Raw genomic sequence first — 18,192 nt, forward strand, 5'->3', positions numbered from 1 at the left:
TTGGAATTGAGCATGACCAAAATTTCCGTCCCAGTTCTTGAAACCGAACGGTTGATCCTGCGTGGTCATCGCGAGGATGATTTCGAAGTGCTGCATGAAGTTTGGACCCAGCCCGCAGTCTATCAATATATCTCGGGGCAGCCGTCCACGCGCGAGCGCTCATGGGGACGTCTGCTGCAATATATCGGCATGTGGCATGCGATTGGCTATGGTTTCTGGGCCTTGGAAGAGAAGGCGACCGGTCGTTATATTGGCGATGTCGGCTTTGCCAATTTCAACAGAGAAATCGAGCCACCCTTCGGGGACACGCCGGAGATGGGATGGGTATTATCGCAAGAGATTCACGGCAAGGGTTATGGCAATGAAGCGCTGGAAAAGATGCTTCATTGGGGAACGGGTTTCTTCAAGGCCACAAGCACACGCTGCATCATCTCGCCGGACAATATCGCTTCGCGCCGGATTGCCGAGAAAAATGGCTTCCGCAAAATCGCGGAAACCACTTATACAGGTGAGCCCGTCTGGCTGCATGAAAGGCTGTTTGAACGCTAGAGAAAATTTTGCTCTAGCTACCAGCCTTCGCCCTTTTGCGACACATGATGAATGATCTGGCAAGGGCTGGTGATCCAGAAATCCTTGTGCCCTTCCGGCAATTCTTCGATTTCGTCGCAACGCACGATACCTGCCTCAGCAAGATCTCCGGCGGCAGCGCCGACATTGTCAGCTGCGATTTCCAGCCAAAGCTCGGACTGGCTGAGACCGGGTGCCTTGTCGATCCAAAGCTGATTTGATCCGAAATGAAAGCCCACATAGGGCAGATGGTTCGTCAGTGGCTCCAAACCGATGATGTCCCTGTAGAATGCGACTGTTGCCTCATACTGATGAGGGGGAACCTTCATCGCAATATTGTGGCTTCCCTCATAAGAAGGTCTCATGATTTTCTCTCCCATAAGATGCTTGTTCAATTGCCAATGAGCTGCTGGTATTCCGGCTCAATACGACTGTGGTTTTCCCAGAAATCCTTGACCTGCCGCCCTTCCATATGGGCAATCAGCACCGCGAGATGGACGTGCCAGCCAGCCGCTACGCTGACCATGGAATTTCTGCTTGCAAGGCGTGTATGTGTAATCGTCAGTTGCGTATCAGTCCCCAGGGCGGCAAGTTCGAATGTCACCTCCGAAGGTTCGTTTGGCCCATCAGGCCATGTGTAACTGAGGATATGCGGAGGATCATAGCGTGTCACTTTCCCCTTATTCGTATGACCCTCATATTTCTTGTATTCCTCGGGTACGGGATCTTGCGATAGTTCTGAATGGTGAAAGGTCAGTTCCACATCGCCTCCGACGAAGCTGGAGATGGGCCCTCTCGCCAGCCATTTACGCCTCTTGTCCGATTCAGTCAGATAAGCCCACACCCGCTCGACGGGACCCGGCAGCACCCGTTTGATACAAACGGTTCCCGGTGCAGTGACGACGCCGAGGGTATTATTTCCAAGGTGCTCGTTCATTTCATTCTCCTCCTTTCCCGGTTGCAGACTTTGATGCTGCGGCATCTTCCTGACGTAGGATAGCTTCTAGATCATCAAGCCTTGCGGTCCAGAATTTCTCATAAGTGCTCAACCATTGTTGCGCCTGCGCGAGCTTGGCAGCTTCAAGTTGGCAGATATGGGTTCTGCCTTCGATGCGCCGTCGAACGAGGCCGGCACTCTCCAGAACCTTGATATGTTTCGATGCCCCTGCCAGGGACATCTGAAAGGGCGTTGCCAGATCGCTGACAGAATGTTCGCCCGCTGTAAGTCGCTGCAATATCGCCCGCCGTGTCGGGTCGGAAAGCGCATGAAATACGGCGTCGAGATGTGATGTATGAAATTCAACCATGTGGTTTAGTATCACGGCAATAAAAGATAGTCAACCATATGGTTTACTATTTAGAATCTTCAGGAAATAAGGAATCCAGTTCCGAGCGGATCGCCATCTTCAACGATGAATTCGGCCATACCGCTGTAATAAGCATGCCCGGAAACACGCGCGGTTATTGCATCAAACTGCCCCGCCTTCGTCGTGGTCTCAACAAAACCCGCAAAGCGCGAGCCGACAATGCTTTCGAATATCCGGGCTGTGCTCTTAACAATCTGCCCCTTGGCGTGCATTGCCGCAAGCCTGGCCGTAACACCCGAGCCTGTCGGGGAACGGTCCAGCTGTGCGTCAGCGAAGATGCAGACGTTTTTCGTCGGCGCTTCATTCCACTCATCGGCACCATCGGTTAAAATCGAACCGTAAAGGAATGCCAAATCCTTGTGATCGGGATGATCAAGCGGGACTGCTTCTTTCACGGCCTCGGTCAGCACTGTGGCAGCATGTTTAAATGCAGAGGCGGCGTCGCGTCCGAATTCGAGGCCGAATTGATGGCAATCGGCGAGAGCATAAAAAGCTCCGCCATAGGCCACATCAAAACTGATCTTGCCGAAATCCGGAACGTCGACGATCTGGTCGCTTGCAAAAAGGAAGGCCGGAACGCTTTCGAACGAGACGCTGCCAGACTTTCCGTCACGAACTTCCACGGAAGCGACGACCATACCGCAAGGGCATTCGATGCGAACGGTGGTTACTGGCTCCACCTTGGCCACGAGACCATAGTCAACGGCATAACGGCCAAGCGCAATGATGGCGTGGCCACACATGGTAGAATAACCCTCATTATGCATGAACAGCACAGCGAGGTCGGCATCGGGAAGATCGGTATCAACCAGCAACGCGCCATACATATCGAAATGACCGCGTGGTTCGAACATCAATATCTTCCGCAGATGATCGAGCCGATCGCGAACATAGGCCCGCTTGCTTAGAATGGTTCCCTTTGGCAGCTTGGGATAGCCATCAATAATGATACGCAGAGGTTCGCCACCCGTGTGCATATCGATCACTTTCAGGGGACTATTCATCAGCTGATTTCCAGCAAGGCAGGAAGTTTTCGCATGTCGTCAAAGAGTATGCCGCCTGCTGCAGCCAGGCCTTCATGATCGGCATGCTCATCGCCGCAATAGGAAAATACGCGCATGCCCGCTGCTATCCCGGCCACCGTTCCTGCCACACTGTCTTCAATCACGACAGCCTGGCTTGGATCATACCCCATCTTGGCAGCAGCATGGAGAAACAGGTCAGGGAAGGGCTTTCCGCGCGCAACCATTGATGCGCTGTAAAGAACACTTTCGAAATGATCAATCAGCCCGGTTTTGCCGAGTGTGATGTGCATTTTCTCCACATTGGCGGAAGATGCAACGCAATAGGGAAGCCCCGCGTCCTTAACAGCAGCAATAACACTCTCGATATGGGGGATGGCCTCTACATTCTCGAAGATAACGGGAATAGCTTGATACCAACGTTCGACAAAATCATCGCCTAATGAATAGCCCAGCGCCTCGACCTTCTCCTGAACCGCCCGCATCGGCATGCCGGTATAGGTTTTGCGGAGTTCGGAAAAGCTGGTTTTAAAACCGGCTTCCCCAAGCATCTTGACCAGATGATGATTGCCGACGGTTTCGGTATCGACAAGCACGCCGTCACAATCGAAAATCACCAGGTCTGGACGGGCCATACTTCAGACTTCCTTGGTTGCACCCTGTGAGAAGAGCTGTTGTAAATTGCCAAATGTTACGCCTGTTGTGCCGAATTCAAATGTACCCTTGTCGAGCACCTGTCGGGCAGCGACGTGGATAGCACTGAACGCAGCTGTCGTGAGCCTTGGTCCAAGCGAAATCCGCTTCACGCCGGCCGCCGCCAACTCGCTAACTGTCAGCGAAGGAGGAGCCAAAACGCTCAACGGCTTGGAGACTGAATCGCAAAGAATTTTGATACTCTCAAGGTCGGAAATACCCGGGGCGAAAAGGACATCCGCTCCCGCTTCCTCAAATGCCTGAAGACGCTTGATCGTGTCATCCAGATCATTTTGTCCCCGCAAGAAGTTTTCGGCACGCGCGGTAAAGACGAAATCGCGCTTCAAAGCACGGGCTGCCTCAGCGGCTGCGGCGACCCTTTCGACGGCATGGGAAAACTCATAGACGGGCTTGTCGGGATCCCCGGAGAAATCTTCGATTGAACAACCTGCCAGCCCTGCAGCTTCCGCTGCAAAGATCGTTTCGGCAGCACTGTCCGCGCTGTCGCCTTTGCCCTTTTCCAGATCGCCGGATACAGGAAGATCCGTGGCGGCAACAAGGTCGCGGCAGTGCTGCATCATGACATCGAATGTTATGGCCCCGTCAGCAAGGCCGCGAGAAAAAGCAAAGCCTGCACTGCTGGTCGCCATTGCCTTGAAGCCAAGTGAAGCAAGAAACTTTGTAGTGCCGGGATCCCATGGATTGGGCATCAGCAACACATCTGGCCCTTGATGCAACAGACGAAATGTTTTGCCTTTGTCCATGGTACCCTCCTAATTGCTATGCAGTACCTGTCGAGCCAAATCCGCCAGAGCCACGTGACGTTTCGCTGGCATGCTGTCGCTCCTCAACGTTGAGCTGCACAACCGGTGCAAGAACAACCTGCGCAATGCGCATGCCTCGCTCGACGTAGAAATCGTCATCGCCCAGATTGATCAGTATCACTTTTACTTCACCGCGATAATCTGAATCAATCGTACCTGGCGTGTTGAGGCAGGTAATCCCATGTTTCAGAGCGAGACCCGAGCGAGGTCTGATTTGCGCCTCATATCCGGCCGGGATTTCGAAGATCAGGCCACTGGGAACCAATGCCCGTTTTCCTGGAAGCAACAGCAATGGTCTGTCTTCCGGAACAGCAGCTCGAAGGTCCATGCCAGCAGAGCCGGATGTTTCGTAGGCGGGCAGGTCTAGCCCCTTGGCGTGGTCAAGGCGGACCAGGCCGAGTGCAGGGTTTTTCGGGTGAGCGGAATCGATTTTCTGTGACATGAAGAGACCTTTTTCACCAGTCAGCGCACACCGTCAACTGACAAGATGCGCTGGGCCCATTGTTTGCACATAATCTGCTATTATCCCAGCAGCGTGCTGGCGATTCGCACAAGTGCAGTTACAGATAATATTATGTTACGAAATCGGGTGATTCATGTGCCGTTGGGCTGCCTATCTTGGACCTGAACTGTTTCTTGAAGATGTTATTGCCTCTCCCTGCCATTCGCTGATTGCGCAAAGCCATGATGCGCACGAGGCCAAAACGCGTACCAATGGTGATGGTTTTGGCGTGGCCTGGTATGGTGCGCGTGACGAACCTGGGCTTTACCGCGATATTCTCCCCGCATGGTCCGATCAGAACTTGCGGAGTCTTTCCCGTCAGATCAAGTCGCATCTTTTCCTGGCTCACGTTCGGGCATCGACCGGCGGGGTGACTAGCCGCATGAATTGCCATCCCTTCGTCTCGGGAAAATGGAGCTTCATGCATAATGGGCAGATTGGCCATTTTGACAGGCTGCGACGTGGTTTGGAGTCTCGTCTGGATGACTCAATTTATGCGCAGAAACTGGGTTCGACAGATTCCGAACTGATATTCTTGCTCATGCTGCAACATGGCCTTGATCAGCATCCCGCGCAGTCTCTTGCTGCAACGGTCAATACAATCAAAGCCGAAGCGGAGCGTATCGGCGTCCCCGCCTTTATCCGGCTGACAGCAGCCTTTTCCGATGGACAGCATCTCTATGCGGTCCGCTATGCAACAGATCGCTTTGCGCCGTCCCTTTATACCGCAACGCTTTCGCCAAATGCGGGTTTATGCGTTGTTTCGGAGCCTCTTGACGGTGAAGCAGGCAATTGGATGCCGGTTCCTCCGAACAGTTTCGTGACTGTCAAAGATACCAAACGCATTGCCATTGAGCCGTTCATGATTGCAGATGAATTCACGCCTGCGCTGGAAAGCGTTTGACCTATTGGAATTGAAGGTCGACGGGAAAGACTGGGGCTGATAGAAGGCGCCAACCTTTCCTTTAGTTTTGAGCCGATTTATGTCTTCTGCTGACCATCCTGTTTCCAAACGTCGTACATTCGCGATTATCGCGCATCCTGACGCCGGTAAAACCACGCTGACCGAAAAGCTGTTGCTTTTTGGTGGAGCCATTCAGCTTGCGGGTGAGGTCAAGGCGAAGAAAGATCGCATCCAAACGCGCTCGGACTGGATGAATATCGAGCGCGATCGCGGTATTTCTGTTGTGACATCCGTCATGACATTCGAATACAAGGATTGCATTTTCAATCTGCTCGATACGCCGGGTCACGAAGACTTTGCCGACGATACCTATCGTACCCTCACGGCGGTAGACAGCGCGGTCATGGTGATTGACGCCGCCAAAGGTATTGAGGCGCGCACGCTCAAGCTTTTTGAAGTTTGCCGTATGCGCGATATCCCGATTGTCACTTTCATCAACAAGATGGACCGTGAAAGCCGCGATCCTTATGAGATCCTTGATGAGATTGAGCAGAAGCTCGCCTTGGATACAGCACCGATCACCTGGCCGATAGGACGAGGCAAGAGCTTCGCCGGAACGTATAATCTTCAGAACAATACGGTTCGCCAGCGGGATTCGGAAGAGACTCCGCGCCCCGTCGATGGACCGGAATCCTCCGGCGCAGCCGGTCTCCTGCCCGAAAATGAGCGTCAGGCGTGGATCGACGAAGTAACGCTGGCGCGTGATGCCTGCAACCCATTCGATCTTAAGGCATTTCGCGAAGGCCATATGACGCCCGTTTACTTTGGATCCGCATTGCGCAATTACGGCGTCCGCGATCTTATTGAAGCCTTCTGTGATTTTGGTCCGAGCCCCCGTGCACAGGATGCCGATACGCGCCGGGTCGAAGCCACGGAAGAAAAGATGACAGGTTTCGTGTTCAAGATTCAAGCCAATATGGATCCCAATCACCGTGACCGGATCGCGTTTCTGCGCGTTTGCTCGGGCAAGCTTTCACGTGGCATGAAAGCAAAGCTTGTGCGCACCGGTAAGCCGATGGGCCTTTCGGCGCCTCAATTTTTCTTTGCCCGTAGTCGCCAGATCGCGGATGAGGCATGGGCCGGCGATGTGGTCGGCATCCCAAACCATGGCACATTGCGTATTGGCGACACGCTGACGGAAGGCGAAGATTTGCTTTTCCGTGGTGTTCCAAACTTTGCACCGGAAATCCTGCGTCGCGTGCGGCTGGATGATGCAATGAAAGCCAAAAAGCTGCGCGAAGCGCTCCAGCAGATGGCGGAGGAGGGGGTGGTTCAGCTCTTCCTGCCTGATGATGGCTCTCCCGCTATTGTTGGTGTTGTCGGCGCCCTGCAGATCGACGTTTTGACCGAACGTCTAAAGGTGGAATACACCTTGCCTGTAGGCTTTGAGCCAGCACGCTTTACTGTTGCGCGCTGGATTTCTGCCGATGATCCCGCTGAGCTTCAGCGTTTCATCAATGGTCATCGCGCCGATATCGCGCATGATCTGGACAATGATCCAGTATTCCTTGCGCAAAATTCCTTCTCGCTTTCCTATGAAGCGGAGCGTTGGAAGGCGATCCGTTTCGCGGCGATCAAGGATTATCAGGTGCGCGACAAGGTGGCCTGAAGCTCTTTCCAGTAATAGATTGCCGTATTATAGGAACTGCGTGGGCACCGTCTCATGATCTTTTGGGAAAGTTACAGCCATCGCTTCGCCACCGTGCGTGAGTGATGGAATGTGCTTTCGATATTTGAGGTTATGAAATGAATGACAAGTCCACCAACGCTGTTCACTTCAGGCGTATTGCAGCCGTGCTTCCGGTCAAGGACATGGTCCGCGCACATGATTTTTATACGCGGGTATTTGGCTTCACCAAGACGTTCGAAAACGGAAATCCCGTCGGTTTTATGATTCTGAAGCGCGAGAGTGCCGAGCTGCACTTAAGTTTGCAGAAAGATTATGACGCACCACCGTTCAATGTGGCGCATATCATCGTAGATGATGCTGATGCTCTTCACGCAATTTGCCAGCGGGAAGGGCTACGTATCATCAAAGGACTGCGCGACCACGATTATGGTCTCAGGTCCTTCGTTTTTGAAGACAGGGACGGCAACAGAATTGATGTAGGGCAGCCCGCATAAAATAAGGGAGGATCGAAGCAATTCCTGGAAAAGCGTGTTGCGGTTTTCCGATCGCAATTGCATAAAAGAGACCCTCCCTTTGTTTTTAGTCCCGCAATTCGCGGCGCAAAATCTTGCCGACATTGCTCTTGGGCAGTTCATCCCGGAATTCGACCACGCGCGGACGTTTGTAATTTGTAAGGCGTTCGGCGCAGAATGCTTTCACAGCCTCTTCGGTCAATGTCTTGTCCTTGCGCACGATATAAAGCTTCACGGCTTCACCGGAATGCTCATTGGCGATTGCTACGGCAGCAGCCTCGGCAATGCCTGGATGTTCCATGGCCACTTCTTCGATTTCGTTCGGATAAACATTGAAACCAGAGACAAGGATCATATCTTTTTTGCGATCGACGATCTTCGTGTAGCCACGCTCGTCCATATAACCCATATCGCCGGAGCGGAAAAATCCATCCGCAGTCATGACCTTGGCGGTCTCGTCCGGACGGTTCCAATAACCTGCCATGATCTGCGGTCCGCGGATGCAAATTTCGCCAACTTCCAGCAAGGGCAGTTCCTTGCCATCATCATCGCGTATGGAAAAATCCGTCGATGGCATGGGCATGCCAATTGTGCCGGAGAATTCTTTTGCATCAAGCGGATTGGCCGAGGCAACGGGTGAAGTTTCGGAAAGCCCGTAACCTTCGATCATAAGGCTGCCGGTCAACTCCTGCCAGCGATCCGCAACCGGCCTTTGCATGGCCATGCCGCCGCTGAAGGACATTCTGAGTTCCTTGAAGTCTAGCTTGCGGAATTCTTCATTGTTCATGAGGCCATTGAAGAGGGTGCTCAGCCCAGGAAAGAAATGAAATTTGTGTTTCTGCAGCACTTTGACGAATGCGGGAATATCCCTTGGATTCGGGATAAGAATATTCAGGCCACCCTGCTTGATACCGATCATCGCATTCACGGTAAGCGCGAAAATATGATAGAGCGGCAGCGCGCAGACATAAACAATGCTGTCGGGCTTGCCTTTGGCCCTGAAGCCAACATCACACCACAGACTCATCTGCTCTATATTGGAAAGAATATTGCTGTGGGTGAGAGTCGCGCCTTTTGAAATGCCGGTTGTGCCGCCTGTATATTGCAGGAAAGCAGTGTCGGAGCTTTTGACATCAACCGGCTTGAGGGACATGGAAGCGCCCTTTGCCAATGCTGTCTTGAAAGGGATGTGTCCAGGCAATGACCATGCTGGAACCATCTTCTTTACGCGCCTTACCACCAGATTTACCAGATGGCCTTTCAGGCCCATCATGTCGCCCATAGCGGTAACAACGACATGTTGCACAGAGGTTTTGGTGATGACTTTCTGCAGCGTGGCAGCAAAATTTTCGAGAACAATGATGGCCTTGGCACCGCTATCCTTCAACTGGTATTCCAGCTCGCGCGGCGTATAAAGCGGGTTGACGTTAACAACGATTAGTCCGGCTCGCAAAATACCGGCGATCACAATCGGGTATTGCAAGACATTCGGCATCATGATCGCGACACGGTCGCCTTTGACCAGTCCGCGAGATTGCAGCCAGGCCGCAATGGAGCGGGAGTGTTTGTCGAGCTCCCCATAACTCATGCTTTTGCCCATGCAATTAAATGCAGGTTTGTTGCTGAATTTTTTGAAAGCATCCTCAAAGAATGCGCCGAGCGATTGATGAGGCAGGTCCGGAATGTCCGCCGGCACACCCTCGGGATAGTGTTTCACCCACATTTTTGGCGTCGGCATGATCGGCTTATTGGCTGCCGGTTTGCTCTCAGCTGTTGTCTTGGGTGCAGGCGCATTGGCCGTCACTTTGCTGGCTGGCACTGCTTTTGCGGCAGTTTTCGACTTTGCAGTAGATGGGGTGGTTGGTTCTTTTTTAGTGGTGGGCGTCGCTGATATCTTTTTTTCCCGCGCTGTTGCGGGTGTGGCGGGTTCTACCGATTTACTTTCAGCAGATTTCTTGGCTGCAGGCGCTTTGGCCGTCACTTTGCTGGCTGGCACTGCTTTTGCGGCAGTTTTCGGCTTTGCAGCAGGCGTGATAGCTGGTTCTTTTTTAGTGGCCGGTGCTTTGGATATGTTTTTAGCTGGCGTTTTTGCGGGTGTGGCTGGTTTTACAGCTGCAGCTACCGGTTTGCTTTCAGCAGAGTTCTGGGAGGCAGGCGCTTTCGCCGTTGCTTTGTTGGCAGCAGCCATTTTTGCAGTCGTAGCCGGTTTAGCAGCAACCGCAGCTTTCTTGGTGGATATTGCTTGCGCGCTGGCTACAGCCTCTTTGACATTTCCGGAGGATTTCTTTGCTGCAGATGGTGCCGTTTTTTTGGTTGCGATCTTGGACGCCGCAATCTTAGACTTTGTTACCGGATTCGCCTGTTTAGCCACATTAACCTCCCAGTTAGTTTTTTAGCTTGGTATCTTTCCCCTACACCATGCTACTCAACAATCTCTCCTATGGCGAGAGCCATACTGTTGCAAGCAATTACATTAACGTAAACGTAAAAAATCTTATTCATCATAGTTTCAATGTAACGCTCCATTTCTTTCATTTGGCCACATCTCGGCACAAAGTTGCCAAGGTTCACCTCGACAAAGCACCGGCACTTCTCTCTCCTGAATATAAGCCCGAAACAGGATTCGCCGTGGAAACGATTACCATTGTCCTTTTGATGCTGCTGGCGGTTGTTGTCAGTGACAGTATTGTGCGTGTGTTGCCTTTGCCGGTGCCGCTGCCATTGGTGCAGATTGGTCTGGGCGCGGCGATCGCCTCGGTTGCCAAAGTCCGCGTCGAACTTGATCCCGATATTTTCTTTCTGCTGTTTTTGCCGCCACTATTGTTTCTGGATGGATGGCGCATACCCAAGGAAGGACTGTTCAGGGATAAGGGCATCATTCTGGAGATGGCGCTGGGGCTTGTAATCTTCACTGTTCTTGGCGTCGGTTTTCTGGTTCACTGGATGATACCGTCTGTACCATTGCCCGTTGCCTTTGCCCTGGCGGCAATCGTGTCGCCGACAGACCCGATCGCCGTTTCGGCAATTGCCGCCCGTGTGCCCATTCCGTCCCGAATGATGCATATACTTGAGGGCGAGTCACTGCTGAACGATGCGTCAGGGCTCGTTTGCATGCGCTTTGCGGTAGCAGCCATGTTGACTGGCGCATTTTCATTCTCGGCAGCATTTTTCACGTTCCTGTGGCTCGCCTTTGCAGGCATTGCCATAGGCATTGGCGTCACGATTGGCGTCACGCGTGGCAAAGCGTTTCTCACACGGCGACTGGGTGAGGAAAGCGGCTCGCAGATACTTATCAGTCTGCTCATCCCCTTCGGCGCCTATCTTCTTGCCGAGCATGTTCATGCGTCGGGAATTCTTGCGGCAGTGGCCGCAGGCATCACGATGAGCTACGCGGAAAGCTCCAGTCAGTCACTGGCAGTCACGCGGGTGAGGCGCACAGCGGTCTGGGATACCGCGCAATTTGCCGCCAATGGTGCCATCTTCGTTCTGCTTGGTGAACAGCTTCCAAGCATATTCTGGGGCGCGGTCAAAAACGTTCACGCAAACGGATACAGCTATTGGTGGTTGCCAGTTTATGTAGGCGTTATTTTTGCGGCTCTCGTTGGGCTTCGTTTCTTGTGGGTATGGGCCTCATGGCGTTATGCGCTTTCACGCCGCTCCGACGGTCAGCAGACAGTTGTCAGGCCAAGTTGGCAGCTTGTTGCCACAATGTCATTCGCCGGTGTGCGCGGTGCAATCACCCTTGCCGGTATTCTGACATTGCCACTTTTCCTGAACGATGGAAGCCTCTTTCCAGCCCGTGATCTCGTTATTTTCCTGGCCGCCGGTGTGATTATTCTGTCGCTGGTTGCGGCAAGCATATGCTTGCCAAAACTGCTCAAAAACATCGATCTCCCAGCGGAGGATTCACACCAGAAGGAAGAAGATTACGCACGTATTGCCGCCGCCGAAGCAGCGATTATGGCCATTGAAAAAGCCCAGCACGATTTGGCGGCAGGGCGTGCCGATGCCGATATTTTTACGGACGTCGCAACCCGCATCATGGAGCTTTACCGCAAGCGCATCGATGGCCGGATGCATCTTGGTGAAGAGCGTGAATTGACGGCTCTCAGCGAAGAGATTGAAAAGCGGCTACGCATTACCGCGCTTAAAGCGGAGCGGCAGGAAATCTATCGACTGGTTCGGGCTCGGCGGCTGGAAAGCACGATTGCCAGTAAAATGGTGCGCGATATTGATATGATGGAGGCGCGCTATGGATGATCTTCCAAAATCATCTGCGCGCCTTTCGCTCCGACCATCATTGCCGCAGCATTCGTATTGCCGGAAATGATGTTCGGAAATATCGAGCAATCAATAACACGCAGGCCAGATAGTCCATGAACCTTCAAGCGCGGGTCAACGACTGATCGGGACGGATCAGGCCCCATTCTGCATGTCGAGACGGGATGATAAACTGTCCCGCTACGTTTGCGAAAATCTTCAACTAGCTCGTCGTCACTGTTGCAATCCGGTCCTGGCAGAAGCTCTTCTTCAATCAGCATGGACATTGTTGGAGTGGCTGCGATTTTTCGCAGGAACTTCACCGCATCCAGCATTTCTGCAACATCATGCTCTGTGGAAAAAGCGTTGGCGATAATTCGCGGCGCATCATGCGCATTATTGGAGCGAATATGAATCGAACCCCTGCTGGTGGGCCGGCAGTTGGAGAGGCCGAGAGAAAAGCCGGGCCATGGATCCGGCGTCAAAATGGGTCGCTCACCATTTTTGGGCACAAGGGTTGAGAATGCCTGAAAATAGAGCTGCATGTTTGCGCGCGGTCGGGAAGGATCGGTCCGGAAAAATCCACCGCCCTGATTCATGCTGATCGATAGCGGCCCCGTTCGGCGCAATAGATATTCCATGCCGGCTACAGCCTTGCCCCACCACGGGCGCAGTATCTGATTGAGCGAGGGTATGTTCGCCCGGTAAGTGTAGTTGATGCCGAGATGATCGCAGAGGTTTTCGCCGACCTGCGGATTATCGTATAGAACCTCTACTCCAAGCGCCTGAAGCCTATTTGCGTCACCAATACCCGACAGCTCAAGCAATTGCGGGGTGTTGACCGAACCGCTGCTCAGGATGACTTCGCGGCCAGCCTTGGCAAGTTCCGTTTTGCCCTTGCGGGTAAATTGCACACCGATAGCGCGCTTCCCATCAAATATGATCCGCGTCGCCATTGCTTGCGTAAGCACCGTCACGTTTCGGCGCTTCATCGCTGGTCGCAGAAATGCCTTGGCGGCTGACATGCGCCGACCACCTTTTGTCGTGAGCTGGAAAGGTCCTACGCCCTCCTGCGCTGCGCCATTAAAGTCGGGGTTGTAAGAAAGACCCGCTTCCTGTGCTGCCGCGATCATCCTGTTAGCCAGAGGATGGAAGAGCCTGGAGCAATCGGTAACATGCAAGGGACCATCGTTTCCCAGGCTGGTTGCCGGGCCGTCATGGTGCTCAAGGGAACGGAAGATTGGTGCCACGTCCGCATAACCCCAGCCCGGATTTCCGGTATCGCGCCATTCGTCGAAATCTTCCGGTGCGCCGCGCACATACACCATTGCGTTAATAGAGCTTGATCCGCCGAGCACCTTGCCACGCGGCCAATAGTCAGCATTGCCGCCGAGGCCGGGGTCTGGTTCGGCGCGATACATCCAGTTGACCGATTTGTCATAGAAGGTTTTGCCGTAGCCAAGCGGCATGCTGATGAAGAATCGCCGGTCAGACCCTCCGGCTTCAAGCACGAGAACGGAGTAACGCCCGTTTTCCGATAGCTTGTTCGCAACGACTGAGCCGGCCGATCCAGACCCGACAATGATGAAATCGTAAATGCGCATGACTGGCTGTCCGGCGCAAAATTGCGCGCCGTCAGCATATCCGCCTTAGCCGATCCTGAGCCAAACGGCTTTCCGCCATGAGCTGTGGAAATTACGACAGCATGGAAGTTATGCGGCAGAAACAGCTTCGTTGAACTTTTCAAAGAAGCGGGTGGCAATTTTGCTCGCCGTCGAAGCAATCAAGCCACTGCCGAATTTTGCGATTTTTCCGCCCACTTGCGCATTCACTGTGTAGATCAGGCGCGTCTCATTTCCATCCTCTACAAGGGCGACATCCGCACCGCCTTTAGCGATACCGGCGATGCTTCCCTTGCCCTCGCAGCTTATCGTATAGGAAAAGGGTGGGTTAAGGTTGCTGAGGTAAATAGCACCGCTGAAACGCGGTTTGATGACACCGAGCCGGACAGCAAGCGTGGCTTCGAGTTCTGTCTCGCTCACCCATTCAAGTTGTTCGCATCCGGGAATGCACGCTTTCAATATGTCCGGATTGTTAAGGGCGTTCCAGACAGTCGCGCGGTTTGCGGCAATCCGTTCTTCACCCGTCAAATCCATATTTGGCATCTCCTGATACATCGCCCGATTTTAGGCATAGCAATCACTTATCGCGGAAAGCCAAGATATTCCACCTTTCGTCGATTGAACTAAAGTCGTTCTAGTGGCAGGTTTGCGCGACATTTGCATGAGACGATTATTTCAGGAGATAGACTATGGCCTCAGAACAAGCGAACAGCATCAAGCGTTCGGTTCAGGCGTTGAAAGCCCATTGGAAGAATGGCGCACCCAGAAACATGCGCGATGCATTCGCCGAGGATAAAAAACGGTATTCCCGATATTCCCTCAATCTTGATGACCTTCTGCTTGATTGGTCGAAATGCCTCGTCAATGATGAAACGCTTGCGCTACTTGGTGATCTTGCCAAAGCTGCAAATGTTGAAGGCCGTCGCACAGCAATGTTTGCGGGCGAACCCATCAATAATACCGAGGGCCGCGCCGTTCTCCACGTTGCGCTGCGTAACCGTTCAGGTAAACCTGTCAAAGTCGACGGGCAGGATGTCATGCCGGGCATCAAGGACGTGCTTGACCGTATGGCCGTTTTTGCGACCGGTATTCGCTCCGGGGAAATCAAAGGCGCAAAAAACAAGCCGATCACCGATATCGTCAATATAGGCATTGGCGGGTCTGATCTTGGTCCAGCCATGGCAACGCTTGCTTTGTCGCCCTATCACGATGGGCCGAAAGCCCATTTCGTTTCCAACGTTGATGGTGCGGATATAGCCGACACGTTGGCCCGGCTTGAGCCGTCGACAACCCTCTTCATCATTGCCTCCAAGACATTCACGACGATTGAAACAATCACCAATGCCAAGGCAGCCCGTAAATGGATTGCCGATGCTTTGGGTGAGAAGGCTGTCGGCAAGCATTTCGCGGCTGTCTCGACAGCTCTTGAAAAAGTTGATGCGTTCGGGATTCCGGCAGATCGTATTTTCGGCTTCTGGGACTGGGTTGGCGGACGCTATTCAATCTGGTCGGCCATTGGCCTGCCTTTGATGATCGCCATTGGCCCGGAAGATTTCGGTCGGTTCTTGGATGGCGCCCATGCAATGGACGAACATTTCCGCAAGGCAGCGCTTTCGAAGAACCTGCCAATGATGCTTGGTCTCGTCGGGTATTGGCACCGCGCCATCTCCGGTTATACGAGCCGGGCCGTGATCCCCTATGACCAGCGCCTTGCGCGTCTGCCTGCCTATCTCCAACAGCTTGACATGGAATCGAATGGCAAGGGCGTTACCATTGATGGCAAGCCGGTTTCAGGCCCGACAGGACCCGTTGTCTGGGGCGAACCCGGCACCAATGGCCAGCACGCATTCTTCCAGCTTTTGCATCAGGGCACCGATACCATTCCCGTCGAGTTCATTGTCGCTGCCAACGGACATGAGCCGGAACTTGATAATCAGCACCAGATGTTGCTGGCAAATTGCCTGGCACAGTCTGAAGCTTTGATGAAGGGCCGTACGTTGGAAGAGGCCAAGGCACAGCTCACTGCAAAAAACCTGCCAAAATCAGAAGTCAATCGCATTGCCCCGCATCGCGTATTCACCGGTAACCGTCCATCGATAACGATCATCCACGATAAGCTTGATCCTTATACGCTTGGCCGTCTCATCGCACTTTACGAACACCGCGTCTTTGTCGAAGCGCAGCTCTACGGAATCAATGCATTTGATCAGTGGGGCGTCGAACTTGGCAAGGAATTGGCTACGGAGCTTCTTCCTGTTGTTTCGGGCGAGGTCAGCGCAAAGGACAAGGACGCATCCACGCAAGGACTCGTCGCGCACCTGCGTAAACGCCGCGAAAAATAACAATAGACTACGTAGAAGCAGTCAACAGACCAGGAAATAGCATGATGAAGACCGAGACTATACAGCTGGCTGGCGATGTGCCGGGCAACGGCATTGAGTTGCGCGTGTTGCGTTTTGAGGGCAAGGACAGGGAGGCAACAAGCGCTTATCTGCAATCGTCCCTCCACGGCTCGGAGCTACCCGGCCAGGCTGCATTGCATTTCCTTATTCCCATGCTGGAAAAAGCTGCCAGGGAAGGGCGTATTGCCGGGGATATAACGGTCATTCCTCAAGCCAACCCGATAGGCTCTGCACAGTGGATGGCCCATCAGCATATTGGTCGCTTCGAATTTTTCTCCAGTACGAACTTCAACCGTTCATTTCCCCTTCTGGAGAATTTTGACACATCATCCTTGCCCGCCATTGATGGACCGGTGCCACTGGCAGAGCGACTGAAAGCCGAACTTCTGCGTCAGGCACTCCCGCACGAGATTGTCCTCGATTTGCATTGTGACGATGAAAGCGAAAGCTACCTCTACATCCACCAGGCGTTTTTGCCGGAAATGTATGATCTGGCGTCCGCCCTCGGCTCTACCGCTATTCTTTCGTGGGACAGCACCGCCGATGCAGCTTTTGAAGAAGCTTGCGCGCATCCGGTGCTCCAACTACCGAAAACAGAACAGAAAACCCGAGCCGTCACCACAGTGGAGTTTCGTGGCCTCAGTGATGTCAATATCGATACTGGAAAGTCTGATGCGGAAGGTCTTTACAAGTTCCTTGTTCATCGCGGCGTCATCGTCGATACGAGTATTGCACTGACGGTAGATTTCAACGGACCTGTCACGCCGCTTGAAAATGTCGAGATGATCAGAGCTCCTCAAGGCGGGATGATCCTGTTCCATGTCGATATTGGTGCTCAAGTGAAGGCGGGTGACAAGCTGGTCACTGTTGTGACCGTGCCGGGGGATCCCGCCGGTGATATAATATTGACCGCTCCACAGGCTGGCCGAGTTCTGACAAGGCGCGGCCATCGCTATACCCGCCGTGGCGACGATCTCCTGAAACTTCTTGGCAGCAGACGATCTGAAAATGCCAAGCCCGGCTCGCTGGAATCATGATGCGAACCACCCAGTCTAACGAGATACGCGGTATTCTGTTCGACAAGGATGGAACGCTGGTCGATTTCAATAAAACGTGGTTTGGCATCACCATGGAACTAGCGCACATGGCCGCCAAGGGTGATGAAACCCGCGCGAAGGCTCTCGTTGAGGCTGGGGGATATGATTGGGAGATGCAAAAGTTCCGCGGTGGCTCAGTGGTCGCTGCGGGAACCATCAATGATGTTGTTGATCTGTGGCATCCCGAGCTTTCTCTCGAAGAGAAACGGCAATGTATTCGTGACTATGATCATTATACAGTTCAGGAAGGCTCGCGCCGCGCAGTCGGAATCGATGGATTGCACGCAACGCTCGAAGCTCTTGTCGCTCGGGGTTTCGTGCTTGGCATAGCAACCAATGATTCTGAAGCAGGCGCTCGCGCTACAGCTGAAGCCTTGGGGCTATCACCGCTTTTCTCGGCAATCATAGGATATGACTCCGTTGCCCGCGCCAAGCCGCATGCAGACCAGCTTCACCTCTTTGCCGCGAAAACAGGCCTCCCAGTCGAAGCGATTGCCATGGTGGGTGACAATTCCCACGATCTGGAAATGGCCCATGCCGCTGGAGCGGGACTTGCCATAGGCGTCCTGTCAGGAAACAGCACATTGGATGACCTTGCTCACCTTAGTGACGCGATCCTTGGCTCGATTGCAGAGTTGCCCGAGTTTCTGGAAAAGCGTGCCAACGCGGTATTCGTGCCAGATTGATATGATGACAATGATTTGGATGCCTGCTGCATTATAGAATGCTA

Annotated in this window: 19 protein-coding genes; 9 read left to right on the plus strand and 10 right to left on the minus strand. The window is 53.3% G+C overall.

All coding sequences use genetic code 11. The features are described 5' to 3' along the window. Positions 1-12: 12 nt before the first annotated feature. A complete protein-coding gene (locus tag QFZ34_RS13995; protein ID WP_307282043.1) occupies positions 13-549 on the plus strand; it encodes a GNAT family N-acetyltransferase in 537 nt (178 codons plus the stop codon). Between the two features lie 17 nt (positions 550-566). On the opposite strand, the gene QFZ34_RS14000 is transcribed toward QFZ34_RS13995, so the two are convergent. From QFZ34_RS14000 to dut, 7 genes are read right to left on the minus strand one after another with little or no spacing between them, the layout of a single operon-like run. Beyond that, entirely contained in the window at positions 567-932 is a 366-nt protein-coding gene (locus QFZ34_RS14000; RefSeq protein WP_307282045.1) for a VOC family protein, read from the minus strand. A 26-nt stretch (positions 933-958) separates the two neighbouring features. Next, a complete protein-coding gene (locus QFZ34_RS14005) occupies positions 959-1,504 on the minus strand; it encodes an SRPBCC family protein (RefSeq protein WP_307282047.1) in 546 nt (181 codons plus the stop codon). A 1-nt stretch (position 1,505) separates the two neighbouring features. Then, the gene (locus QFZ34_RS14010) at positions 1,506-1,874 is read right to left on the minus strand and encodes an ArsR/SmtB family transcription factor (protein ID WP_115054738.1); all 369 of its coding nucleotides are present in this window, start codon (positions 1,872-1,874) and stop codon (positions 1,506-1,508) included. A 59-nt stretch (positions 1,875-1,933) separates the two neighbouring features. Continuing rightward, positions 1,934-2,938 (minus strand): proline racemase family protein, encoded by a 1,005-nt coding sequence (locus QFZ34_RS14015; RefSeq protein WP_307282049.1) that lies wholly within the window; start codon positions 2,936-2,938, stop codon positions 1,934-1,936. After that, positions 2,938-3,591 carry an HAD family hydrolase gene (locus tag QFZ34_RS14020; RefSeq protein ID WP_307282052.1) on the minus strand — a complete coding sequence of 218 codons (654 nt, stop codon included), beginning with the start codon at positions 3,589-3,591 and terminating at the stop codon, positions 2,938-2,940. The genes QFZ34_RS14015 and QFZ34_RS14020 overlap by 1 nt, the downstream gene beginning before the upstream one ends. A gap of 3 nt (positions 3,592-3,594) precedes the next feature. Next, on the minus strand, positions 3,595-4,413 hold the full coding sequence (locus QFZ34_RS14025) for an isocitrate lyase/PEP mutase family protein (protein ID WP_307282055.1): 819 nt from the start codon (positions 4,411-4,413) through the stop codon (positions 3,595-3,597). Between the two features lie 16 nt (positions 4,414-4,429). Next, positions 4,430-4,915: a dUTP diphosphatase gene (dut, locus tag QFZ34_RS14030; protein ID WP_307282058.1), complete on the minus strand. Its 486-nt coding sequence runs from the start codon at positions 4,913-4,915 to the stop codon at positions 4,430-4,432. 154 nt (positions 4,916-5,069) lie between these two features. On the opposite strand from dut, the gene QFZ34_RS14035 reads away from it, so the two are divergent. The 3 genes from QFZ34_RS14035 (at position 5,070) to QFZ34_RS14045 (ending at position 8,063) form a co-directional block, all read left to right on the plus strand. Next, complete coding sequence (locus tag QFZ34_RS14035; protein WP_307282061.1) at positions 5,070-5,879, plus strand: class II glutamine amidotransferase; 810 nt, start codon at positions 5,070-5,072, stop codon at positions 5,877-5,879. Positions 5,880-5,958: 79 nt separating this feature from the next. After that, on the plus strand, positions 5,959-7,548 hold the full coding sequence (locus tag QFZ34_RS14040) for a peptide chain release factor 3 (protein WP_307282063.1): 1,590 nt from the start codon (positions 5,959-5,961) through the stop codon (positions 7,546-7,548). A 137-nt stretch (positions 7,549-7,685) separates the two neighbouring features. Continuing rightward, positions 7,686-8,063 carry a VOC family protein gene (locus tag QFZ34_RS14045; RefSeq protein WP_307282066.1) on the plus strand — a complete coding sequence of 126 codons (378 nt, stop codon included), beginning with the start codon at positions 7,686-7,688 and terminating at the stop codon, positions 8,061-8,063. 85 nt (positions 8,064-8,148) lie between these two features. Here QFZ34_RS14045 and QFZ34_RS14050 read toward each other — a convergent pair whose 3' ends face one another. Beyond that, the gene (locus tag QFZ34_RS14050) at positions 8,149-9,900 is read right to left on the minus strand and encodes a long-chain-fatty-acid--CoA ligase (protein WP_307282069.1); all 1,752 of its coding nucleotides are present in this window, start codon (positions 9,898-9,900) and stop codon (positions 8,149-8,151) included. Here QFZ34_RS14050 and QFZ34_RS14055 point away from each other — a divergent pair. Together QFZ34_RS14055 and QFZ34_RS14060 are read left to right on the plus strand one after the other, a co-directional pair. Beyond that, the gene (locus tag QFZ34_RS14055) at positions 9,818-10,477 is read left to right on the plus strand and encodes a hypothetical protein (RefSeq protein ID WP_307286637.1); all 660 of its coding nucleotides are present in this window, start codon (positions 9,818-9,820) and stop codon (positions 10,475-10,477) included. The two genes, QFZ34_RS14050 and QFZ34_RS14055, sit on opposite strands and share 83 nt — an antisense overlap. A gap of 232 nt (positions 10,478-10,709) precedes the next feature. Then, the gene (locus tag QFZ34_RS14060; protein WP_115054825.1) at positions 10,710-12,341 is read left to right on the plus strand and encodes a Na+/H+ antiporter; all 1,632 of its coding nucleotides are present in this window, start codon (positions 10,710-10,712) and stop codon (positions 12,339-12,341) included. On the opposite strand, the gene QFZ34_RS14065 is transcribed toward QFZ34_RS14060, so the two are convergent. Continuing rightward, on the minus strand, positions 12,332-13,945 hold the full coding sequence (locus tag QFZ34_RS14065) for a GMC family oxidoreductase (RefSeq protein WP_307282074.1): 1,614 nt from the start codon (positions 13,943-13,945) through the stop codon (positions 12,332-12,334). The two genes, QFZ34_RS14060 and QFZ34_RS14065, sit on opposite strands and share 10 nt — an antisense overlap. Before the next feature lie 108 nt (positions 13,946-14,053). Next, positions 14,054-14,497, minus strand: coding sequence for an SRPBCC family protein (locus QFZ34_RS14070; protein WP_115054748.1), 444 nt, complete (start codon positions 14,495-14,497; stop codon positions 14,054-14,056). A gap of 155 nt (positions 14,498-14,652) precedes the next feature. Between QFZ34_RS14070 and pgi the strand changes: the two genes are divergently transcribed. From pgi to QFZ34_RS14085, 3 genes are read left to right on the plus strand one after another with little or no spacing between them, the layout of a single operon-like run. Continuing rightward, positions 14,653-16,305: a glucose-6-phosphate isomerase gene (gene pgi / locus QFZ34_RS14075; RefSeq protein ID WP_307282080.1), complete on the plus strand. Its 1,653-nt coding sequence runs from the start codon at positions 14,653-14,655 to the stop codon at positions 16,303-16,305. Positions 16,306-16,349: 44 nt separating this feature from the next. After that, entirely contained in the window at positions 16,350-17,402 is a 1,053-nt protein-coding gene (locus QFZ34_RS14080; RefSeq protein WP_115054826.1) for a M14 family metallopeptidase, read from the plus strand. Further along, positions 17,402-18,148, plus strand: coding sequence for an HAD family hydrolase (locus QFZ34_RS14085; protein ID WP_307286324.1), 747 nt, complete (start codon positions 17,402-17,404; stop codon positions 18,146-18,148). The genes QFZ34_RS14080 and QFZ34_RS14085 overlap by 1 nt, the downstream gene beginning before the upstream one ends. Positions 18,149-18,192: the final 44 nt, after the last annotated feature.

It is taken from the genome of Phyllobacterium ifriqiyense (assembly GCF_030817885.1).
Classification (GTDB): Bacteria; Pseudomonadota; Alphaproteobacteria; order Rhizobiales; family Rhizobiaceae; genus Phyllobacterium; species Phyllobacterium ifriqiyense.